Source organism: Cellulomonas flavigena DSM 20109 (genome assembly GCF_000092865.1).
Classification (GTDB): Bacteria; Actinomycetota; Actinomycetes; order Actinomycetales; family Cellulomonadaceae; genus Cellulomonas; species Cellulomonas flavigena.
Genome location: NC_014151.1, coordinates 3004188 through 3014087 on the forward strand (window position 1 = coordinate 3004188; position 9900 = coordinate 3014087).

The 9900-nt window shown below is 74.4% G+C and carries 7 protein-coding genes; 1 reads left to right on the top strand and 6 read right to left on the bottom strand.

Going from position 1 to position 9900, the window contains the following annotated elements; translation table 11 throughout:
- Positions 1–178 precede the first annotated feature (178 nt).
- Positions 179–1087: an EamA family transporter RarD gene (rarD, locus tag CFLA_RS13650; protein WP_013117917.1), complete on the top strand. Its 909-nt coding sequence runs from the start codon at positions 179–181 to the stop codon at positions 1085–1087.
- A 29-nt stretch (positions 1088–1116) separates the two neighbouring features.
- Here the strand turns inward: rarD and CFLA_RS13655 are convergent, their stop codons facing one another.
- The 6 genes from CFLA_RS13655 to nuoL form a co-directional block, all read right to left on the bottom strand.
- The gene (locus CFLA_RS13655; RefSeq protein WP_013117918.1) at positions 1117–2730 is read right to left on the bottom strand and encodes an RDD family protein; all 1614 of its coding nucleotides are present in this window, start codon (positions 2728–2730) and stop codon (positions 1117–1119) included.
- 28 nt (positions 2731–2758) lie between these two features.
- Positions 2759–3529 (bottom strand): PP2C family protein-serine/threonine phosphatase, encoded by a 771-nt coding sequence (locus tag CFLA_RS13660; RefSeq protein WP_013117919.1) that lies wholly within the window; start codon positions 3527–3529, stop codon positions 2759–2761.
- Between the two features lie 13 nt (positions 3530–3542).
- Positions 3543–4550, bottom strand: coding sequence for a polyprenyl synthetase family protein (locus CFLA_RS13665; RefSeq protein WP_013117920.1), 1008 nt, complete (start codon positions 4548–4550; stop codon positions 3543–3545).
- A gap of 94 nt (positions 4551–4644) precedes the next feature.
- Complete coding sequence (gene nuoN, locus CFLA_RS13670) at positions 4645–6342, bottom strand: NADH-quinone oxidoreductase subunit NuoN (protein ID WP_013117921.1); 1698 nt, start codon at positions 6340–6342, stop codon at positions 4645–4647.
- Complete coding sequence (locus CFLA_RS13675; protein WP_013117922.1) at positions 6339–7883, bottom strand: NADH-quinone oxidoreductase subunit M; 1545 nt, start codon at positions 7881–7883, stop codon at positions 6339–6341. Before CFLA_RS13675 ends, nuoN begins: the two co-directional genes overlap by 4 nt.
- Positions 7884–7912: 29 nt before the next feature.
- A complete protein-coding gene (nuoL, locus tag CFLA_RS13680; protein ID WP_013117923.1) occupies positions 7913–9892 on the bottom strand; it encodes an NADH-quinone oxidoreductase subunit L in 1980 nt (659 codons plus the stop codon).
- Positions 9893–9900 lie beyond the last annotated feature (8 nt).

The following is a 9900-nucleotide window of genomic DNA, read 5'->3' on the forward strand; positions in this document are numbered from 1 at the left end:
TCGCACGACGGGGCGAGCCGCGGTCGTGAGGGCGCGCCTCGCGGCCGCACACCCCGGCGCCGGTGCGAGAACAGTGCGGCCCAAGTCTAGGTGCGGAGTGCCCACGCGCTCGACGTCCACTCCACGATACGGACAGCCCACGATGTGGACACGCGACACGGGCGCCTAGAGTCGGTGGGTGGACGCCCCCTCCCCTACCCGTCGCGGCGGCCTGGCGGCAGGCGTCGCCGCGTACGTGCTCTGGGGCGGGCTGCCGCTGTACTTCCCGCTCCTGGCACCGAGCGACCCGGTCGAGATCATCGCCCACCGCGTCGTGTGGTCGCTGCTGTTCTGCCTCGTCCTGCTGCAGCTCACCGGCACGTGGCGGGCGTTCGCCGGCATCGTGCGCGACCGCGGCCTGCTGCCACGCCTCACGCTGGCGGCCGTGCTGCTCGCGGTGAACTGGCTGGTCTTCGTCCACGGTGTCACCACCGGGCACGTCGTCGACGCCGCGCTGGGGTACTTCATCAACCCGCTGGTCACGATCGCCCTGGCCGTGCTCGTGCTCGGCGAGCGCCTGCGCACCGTGCAGTGGGTCGCGGTCGGGTGCGGCGTCGCGGCGGTGGTCGTCCTGACGGTCGGCTACGGGCGCCTCCCGTGGATCGCGCTCGTGCTCGCGGTGAGCTTCGGGTGCTACGGGCTCATCAAGTCACGCGTCGGCGCCCGCGTCGCCGCGCTGCCCGGCCTCGCGGCCGAGACCGCCGTGCTGGCACCGGTCGCCATCGGGTACCTCGCGTGGCTCCACGCGACCGGCGTCGGGACGTTCGCCGTCGACCTGCACGGTCTCGCGCTCGCCGGGACCGGCGTGCTCACCGCCGTCCCGCTGCTGCTGTTCAACTCCGCCGCGCGCCGCCTGCCGCTGACCACCGTCGGGCTGCTGCAGTACCTCGCGCCCGTGCTGCAGCTCGCCATCGGGGTGCTCGTCGCGGGCGAGCAGATGCCGCCGGCCCGCTGGTGGGGCTTCGGCCTGGTGTGGGTCGCCCTGGCCGTGCTCACGGTGGACGGCCTGCGGCACTCCCGACGCCCGGCGCCGGGCGCACCCGCCTGAGCCACCTCCCCTCCCGGGGCCGTGACGGGTCAGTCCGCCTCGACGCGCGCCTCGCGGTCCCCGAGCCGCACCGTCCACCCGGCGCCGACGAGCGCGCGCGTCCCCGCCGGCAGGACCCGGGCGACGCCCGTGGGGTCGACGACGACCGTGCCGTTCGTGGACCTGCGGTCGGCGACCCAGATCGCGGAGTCCTCGTCGTCCGTGGCCGGCACGGGCCCGAACTCGGCGTGCACGCGCGACAGGCTCCGCGCCGCGTCCTGCAGCGCGACGACGTGCAGGATGTCCTGACCGTCCTCGGCCCGCGGCCCACGGCCCACGAGGCCCCGGCCGACGACGCGGACGCGCTCGCCGGTGTCGAAGTGCAGCGAGAGCGTCCCCGTGCGACGCCGCAGCGTCTCGGGGTCACGCACGCGCGTGTGCTCCAGGTCCGCGAGGTCGTCGTCGACCGCGCCGGCGGCAGCGGCCGCCCGCGGGGCCTGAGCGACGCCCGCGCCGGGTGGCGGCGGCAGCAGGTCGGGCTCCGGCGCGGGGCGCACGGACGCCGCCGGGGTGACTCCGGGTGCCTCACGCACGGGGACCGGGGTCGGGGCGGGCGGCCCCGGGGCGACCGGGACCACGACCGGCGGCTGCGCCGGCGCGGCCGGCGAGGCGGCGTCATGCGGGGCCGACGGCCCACCGCCCGACCCCGACGAGGACGGGGCGAACAGGAAGTCCTCGAGGGTCGACGGCGCGGGCACCGCCGACGCGGGCGGCGGGACGGAGGCCGACGTCGCGGCGGGACGCGGCGGCGTCCACGCGTCGGCACCCCGCTGCGGCCCCCCCGGCGCCACCACGCCCCCGGGGCGCGACGACGCGAGCACGACCGCCGTGCCGGACGCCTTGTCGTGCCAGCCGCGCCGGCGCGGACCGGAGTCCCACGCCCCGGACGCGGCGATCACCCAGTTGCCGACGAGGCAGGCCAGCGTGCCCAGGCCGAGCACGAGCTGCCGCACGAGGGCTCGCCCGATACCGGGGACCGCTCCCGTGCGCTCGTCGACCGTGCGCAACCCCAGGAGCCGCGACCCGAGGGTCGCGCCCCCACGTCCCTCGGCGACGACCTGCGCCACGGTCACCGCCAGGCCCAGGAGCCCCGGCAGCACCGCACCCTCGCCACCGGTGAGGCTGACGACGAGCAGACCCAGCCCCGCGGCAGCACCGGCCGCCAGGACGTCGATCGCGTACGCCAGCACGCGCGTGCCCACCGGCGGGACCGCGTCCGTCGAGGGCACCGCGCGCGCCGACCGTGCCGACTCGCGCACCTCCCGCGCGGCCGTCGCGGCGTCGAACGCCGCAGCCCGCGGGGCCGTCGAGCGCGCGGCCGTCGAGCGCGGGGCCGGGGGCGGTACGGCGGGCGTCACGGCGGGGCGGGCACCGGTCGGCGCCGCGTCCGCGGCCTCCCCGGCGTGCGGGACGGCAGCACCCGCCGGACCGTGCGCAGCAGCGGCCTCGAGGCGACCGTCGTCCGGGGCGGCCGCGTCGTCGTCGCCCGCTGCGGGGCGGGCGATGAGCGGGACGCGCGCGCCGCAGACGGCGCACGACCCCGCGTCGGGGGCGAGCGGCATGCCGCACGATGCGCAGCGCGGGGCCGAGGCGCGGGTGCTCACGGGCGGTCCTCCGGGATCGGGTGGGCCGTCATCGTGCCACGTCCGGCGCTTCCGGCGCGCCCAGCTCCCGGGTGACGGCCACCGCGTCGACCACCACGACCGTCACGTTGTCCTGCGCACCGGCCCCGAGCGCCTCGCGCACGAGCCGCTCGGCGGCGGCCCGCGGGTGCCGCTCGGCGCGCAGCACGGCCTGCACGCGGGCGTCCGGAAGCACCTCCGTGAGGCCGTCGGAGCACACCACCATGCGGTCGCCGCGGCTCACGGGGAACATCCGCAGCTCCGGGTCGACGCGCGACGCGCCCCCGCCCAGCACGCGCGTCACGACGTGCCGGCGCGGGTGCCGCGCGGCGTCCGCCGCGGCCAGCACGCCCTGCTCGACGAGCTCGGCCACCTCGGAGTGGTCGCGCGTGAGCTGCTCGAGGATGCCCCCGGCCATCCGGTAGGTGCGCGAGTCACCGACGTTGAGCACGAGCCAGCACGCCTCGCCCGCGTGCTCGGTGACGACGACGCCGGTGAGCGTCGTCCCGGGCCGCCGCTGACCCTCGACGGGCAGGGCACGCACCTGCCGGTGCGCCTCGCGCACCACGCGGGTCACGGTGTCCATCGTCGGCAGCGTGCCGGTGAGCCGCTCGACCAGCACCTCCACCGCCAGGCGCGAGGCGACCTCGCCGGCCTCGTGCCCACCCATGCCGTCCGCGACGAGGAACAGCCCGTCGGACGCCCATGCGGTGTCCTCGTTGGTCTCGCGGCCCGCCTGATCGGTGGCGGCACCGGAGCGGAGCCTGACGCCTGCGACCATCATGGCGTCCGCGTCACGAGGCGCGGTCGACGAGCGCGTCGGCGAACGCGACGAGGGCGTCCTTCACGGGCCCGGCCGGCAGCGGCCCGAGCTCGGTGACGGCCTGCCGCGCGAGCTCGACGGCCCGGCGACGAGTCAGGGTGACGACCTCGTGCTCGCGCAGCGCCTCGACCGCGACCGCGAGGTCGGCGTCGGCCGTGAGGTCGGAGTCGAGCAGCGCGACCACGTCCCGGTCGCGGGAGCCCGCCGGCGTCTGGGCCGCGCGCGACCGCAGCAGCAGCGCGGGCATCGTCGGCACTCCCTCGCGCAGGTCGGTGCCCGGGGTCTTGCCCGTGACGGACCCGTCGGAGGTGAGGTCGATGACGTCGTCGGCGAGCTGGAACGCCACGCCCACGATCTCCCCGAACTGCGTCACGGTGCGCACCACGTCGGGACGGCACCCGGCGAACATCGCACCGAAGCGCGCCGACGTCGCGATGAGCGAGGCCGTCTTGTCCGCGAGCACCTGGAGGTAGTGCTCCACCGGGTCCTCGTCGGGGCGTGGTCCGACGGTCTCGTGGAGCTGCCCCAGGCACAGCCGCTCGAACGTCTGCGCCTGGATCCGGACGGCCTCCGGACCGAGCCCGGAGACGATCGAGGACGCGCGCGCGAACAGCAGGTCCCCGGTGAGGATCGCGACCGAGTTGCCCCAGACCTCGTGCGCGGAGGGCGCGCCGCGCCGCAGCGGCGCGGAGTCCATGACGTCGTCGTGGTACAGCGTCGCGAGGTGGGTGAGCTCGACGACCGCGGCCGCGTCGATGACCTCGCGACGGTTGCCGTCCCCGAGCTCGGCCGTCAGCAGCGTGAGCAGCGGGCGCAGCCGCTTGCCGCCGGCGTCGACGAGGTGACGGGACGCGTCGTGCGCGATGGGGTCGGCGTACGTCACCGCGTCCCGCAGCAGCTCCTCGACCAGCGCGACCCGCCCGGAGAGGCGCTCCGCGAGGGCGTCGTCGTGCAGAGGGAGGGCGAGTGCGGTGGTCACGGGACGAACCTATCCGCACCGCGGCCGCAGGACTGAACCGGGAGCGGGCGATGTCCGGACGATCCCGGTTCGACCCCGGCGCGCCCGCGCCCGCTCACGGCAGCAGGACCGCCACCGACGCGATCGCGTCGAGCACCGGCGAGGGCACCACACCGAGCACGACCGTCAGCACCGCGCAGACGGCGACCGCGACGACCGTCAGCCCCTCGCCGCCGGCCACCGTCGCGCGCGTCGAGCGCTCGGCCTCGGCCGTCAGCACCGCGGCCCGGGCACCTGCCTCGCCGTCCGGACCGGCTCCCGTGCCGTCCACCACGAGCGACGACACCTCGGCGCGGGGCGCCTCCGCGGCCTCGTCGTGCGCCTCGGTGAAGAACATCAGGACGATGATCCGGACGTAGAAGAACGCCGCGGCCGCCGACGCCAGGACACCGACGAGCGCGAGCTGCCACGCACCACCCTCGACGGCGGCCGAGAACACCGCGAACTTGCCCACGAACCCTGCCGTCAGCGGGATGCCCGCGAACGACAGGAGGAACAGCGTGAAGGTCACGGCCACGACGGGGTGCGAGCGGCCGAGCCCGGCCCACTGCGACAGGCGCGTGGCCTCGCCGAGGACCGCGGGCGCGTCGTCGTCGCCCGTCCCCTGCTCGCGGACCAGCGAGACGAGGCCGAACGCGCCGACCGTCGCCGCGCCGTACGCGAGCAGGTAGAACAGCACGGCCGTGATGCCCGACTGCTCGAGCGCGACGACGCCGGTGAGGACGAAGCCGGCGTGCGCGACGGACGAGTACGCCAGGAGCCGCTTGACGTCCGTCTGCACGAGGGCGGCGACCGTGCCGACGACCATCGTGAGGACCGCCACCACCCACAGCACGACCTCGAGGTCCCAGGCCATGCCCGGGAGCATGCCGTAGACGACGCGCAGCAGGGCACCGAACGCGGCGACCTTGGTGCACGCGGCCATGAAACCGGTGACGGGGGTGGGGGCGCCCTGGTAGACGTCGGGCGTCCACATGTGGAACGGGACCGCGCCGACCTTGAAGAACAGGCCACCCAGGAGCAGCAGTGCGCCGACCACGAGGAGACCCTCCGTGCCGTCGGGCGTGGCGGTGGCAGCCGCGATGTCCGCGTACCGCAGCGAGCCGGCGTACCCGTACAGCAGACCGATGCCGAACAGCATGATCGCCGAGACGAACGCCCCCAGCAGGAAGTACTTCATCGCGGCCTCCTGCGAGAGCAGGCGACGGCGGCGTGCCATGCCGGACAGCAGGTACAGCGGCAGCGAGAGGACCTCGAGCGCGACGAACAGCGTCAGCAGGTCGGTCGTCGCGGGGAAGACCATCATGCCGCCCGTGGCGAACAGCAGGAGCGGGAAGACCTCGGTCTGCCGCAGGCCCTTGGCGCGCGCGAGCTCCTCGTAGTCCGAGCCGGGCACCGCGGCCGCGGACGGTGCGAAGGCGTCCTCACCACCGGCGACGCGGTCGGCGAAGACGAGGGTCGACAGCAGCGCGAGCAGCGCGACGGTCGCCTGCAGCACGAGCGTGGGCCCGTCCACGACCAGCGAGCCGCCCAGCACGTCCGTGCCGCCGGTGCGCTCGACGCCGGACCACAGCGCGGCGATCGCGAGCAGGGCACCGGCGAGCGACGCGAGCGTGAGGACGAGCTGCACGAGACGGCGGCGCGCGGCGGGCACGAAGGCCTCCACGAGCACGCCGACGACGGCCGCCAGCAGGACGACCAGCACGGGGACCATCGGTCCCCACGCGATCTCGGGCGCGGTGAAGCCGCTCACTGGTCACTCCCTTCGGTACCGGCGGTGGTCGTGGGCGCGACGTCGTCGACGCCGAGCTGGGCGATGCTCTCCTGCGCGGGCGGCCGGACGAGGTCCAGCGCGGGCCCGGGGACGAACCCGAGGACCAGCATGAGCGCGACCAGCGGACCGACGACCCACCGCTCGCGGGCACCGACGTCGGGCGTCGCCGCCAGCTCCGGGCGGGGCGGTCCGGTGAAGACCCGCTGGTAGAGCCACAGCACGTACACCGCGGCCAGGACCACGCCGAGCGTCGCGACGACCGCCGCGGCCGGGTGCGCCGCGAACGTGCCGACGATGACGAGGAACTCGCTGACGAACGTCGACAGGCCGGGCAGCGAGAGCGCCGAGAGCCCGACGACGAGGAACAGGCCCGCGAGCACCGGGACGACCTTCTGCAGGCCGCCGAAGTCCACGATCTGCTGCGACCCGCGCCGCGCCGCGAGGAAGCCGACGAGCAGGAAGAGCGCACCCGTCGAGAGCCCGTGGTTGACCATGTAGAACGACGAGCCCGCCACCGACGTCGACGTGAACGCGAAGATCCCGAGCACGATGAAGCCGAAGTGGGACACCGAGGTGTACGCGACGAGCCGCATCATGTCCTTCTGGCCGATCGCGAGCAGCGCCCCGTAGATCACGGAGACCACCGCGAGCACGATCACCACGGGCGCCGCCCAGCGCGAGGCCGCCGGGAACAGCGGCAGGCACAGCGTGAGCATCCCGAAGGTGCCGACCTTGTCGAGCACGCCGACCAGCAGCGTCGACGTGCCGGCCGGGGCCTGCTGCGCGGCGTCCGGCAGCCAGGTGTGCACCGGGAACATCGGCGCCTTGATCGCGAACGCGAGGAAGAACGACAGGAACAGCCACTTCTCGACCGTCGGGTCGAGCTCGAGCCCCACGAGGTTCTCGATGAGGAAGCCCTCGGGGCCCCCGGGGCCCTGCAGGTACAGCGCGATGACGCCCACGAGCATGACCAGCCCGCCGGCCAGCGAGTACAGCAGGAACTTCACGGCGGCGTAGCGCCGCTGCGCGCCGCCGAACGCACCGATCATGAAGTAGACGGGGATGAGCATCGCCTCGAAGACGACGTAGAAGAGGAACACGTCGCGCGCGGCGAACACCAGGACGATGAACGCCTCGAGCAGCAGGACGAGCGCCAGGTAGTGCCGCAACCGGTCGGTCGGGGCGTCCGTGGAGCCCTGCTCGCGCCACGCGGCGAGCACCACGAGCGGCACGAGGACGACCGACATGCCGATGAGCGCGAGCCCGACGCCGTCGACGCCGAGCGCCCACGACACGCCGAGCGCGGGGATCCAGGGCGCGGTCTCGACGAGCTGGTGCGTCGCGGCGTCCGCCACGTCGAAGGCCGTGAACGCCGCGACGGCGAGCAGCACCTCCGCCAGGGCGAACCCGAGCGCGACCGTGCGCGCGCGGGTGCGGGCGCCGGCGGGCAGCAGCCACAGGGCTGCGGCACCGACCAGCGGCAGCACCACCAGCGCGGTGAGCCAGGGGAAGTTCGACATCAGTTCCAGGTCTCCTGTCGGCTCTTCGGTCAGCCGCGCACGGCGAGGACGACGACGGCCAGCACGACGACGCCGAGCACCATCGCCGCGGCGTACGAGCGGGCGTACCCGTTCTGGACCCGGCGCACGAGGTCGCCGACGCCGACGGTCAGCCGGCCGAGACCGGTCACCGCCCCGTCGACCACGGCCTTGTCGCCGTACACCAGCGAGCGGGTCAGGTACTGCCCCGGCGCCACGAGCAGCGCGTCGTTCACGGCGTCCTGGTGCAGGTCCACGCGGGCGGCGCGCGTCAGGGCCGTGCCCAGCGGGGGTGTCACCGGGACGGTCGTGACCGCGTACCGGCGCCACGCGAGCACGAGGCCCAGCGCGACCGCGGCGAGCGTCAGCCCGACGATCAACGGGATCGCGAGCACCGGCTCGTGGTGCTCCGCGTGGCCCACCGAGGGCTCGAGCCACTCGACGAACCCGACGCTCGAGAGCACCCAGCCGAGACCGACCGAGCCGACGGCGAGGACGATCATCGGCCACACCATGAGCGCCGGCGACTCGTGCGGGTGCTGCTCCTTGCCCTCGCGCGTCGTGCTCCAGCGCTTCTGGCCCTCGAACGTCATGAAGAACAGGCGCGACATGTAGAACGCGGTGATCCCGGCACCGAGCAGCGCGACTCCGCCGAACACCCAGGCGCGCCACGGCTGCCCGTCGACGGGCACGAAGGCCGCCTCGATGATCTTGTCCTTGCTGAAGAACCCGGCGAACGGCGGGATCCCGAGGATCGCCAGCCAGCCGGCCATGAACGTGAAGTACGTGATCTTCATGTACCGGCCCAGGCCACCGAACCGGCGCATGTCCACCTGGTCGTCCATGCCGTGCATGACCGAGCCGGCCCCCAGGAACATGCCGGCCTTGAAGAAGCCGTGCGTCACGAGGTGGAAGATCGCGAACGCGTAGCCGATCGGGCCGAGGCCCGCGGCGAGCACCATGTAGCCGATCTGCGACATCGTCGAGGCGGCGAGCGCCTTCTTGATGTCGTCCTTGGCGCAGCCGACGATCGCACCGAACAGCAGTGTCACCGCACCGACGACCGCGACGACGAGCTGCGCCGTGGGCGCCGCGGCGAACACCGCGCCGGACCGGATGATGAGGTACACGCCCGCCGTGACCATCGTCGCGGCGTGGATGAGCGCCGAGACGGGCGTCGGGCCGGCCATCGCGTCGCCGAGCCACGACTGCAGCGGGAACTGCGCCGACTTGCCGCACGCGGCGAGCAGCAGCATGAGGCCGATCGCCGTGAGCGTCCCCTCGGAGGCCGCGGCCACGCCGCTCTCCACCGTCGCGAAGTCGAGGCTGCCGAACGTCGCGAACAGCAGACCCATCGCCGCCAGCAGGCCGACGTCACCGACGCGGTTGGCGACGAACGCCTTCTTCGCCGCCACCGCGTAGGGGGTGTGGTGGTTCCAGAAGCCGATGAGCAGGTACGACGCGAGGCCGACGCCCTCCCAGCCGACGAACAGCAGCACGTACGAGTCCGCGAGGACCAGCAGCAGCATCGCCGCGACGAAGAGGTTGAGGTAGGCGAAGAACCGACGGCGGGCCGCGTCGTGCTCCATGTAGGCCACGGAGTACACGTGGATGAGCGTGCCGACGAACGTGACGAGCATGACGAACGTCAGGGACAGCGGGTCGACCCGCAGCCCCGCGTCGATGCTCAGCGCGCCCGCGTCGAGCCAGGTCGCGAGGTGCACGTCGTGCACGCGCTGGCCCGCGGGCTGCCCGAGCACGGCCACGAGCAGCAGCAGGCCGACCACGAAGGCACCGGCGGACGCGAGGACGCCGATCCAGTGCCCCCACCGGTCGGCACGCCGGCCGAGCAGCAGCAGCACCGCGGCCGACAGCAGCGGCAGCGCGACGAGCCACACGGCGGCCTGCCCGCCGGACCACTCGGGAGCGGCCACGACCGGGTCGACCGCCGGCAGCACGGCCGGCGCGGTCAGGGAGATCAGGGTGTGCACGTGCTGCC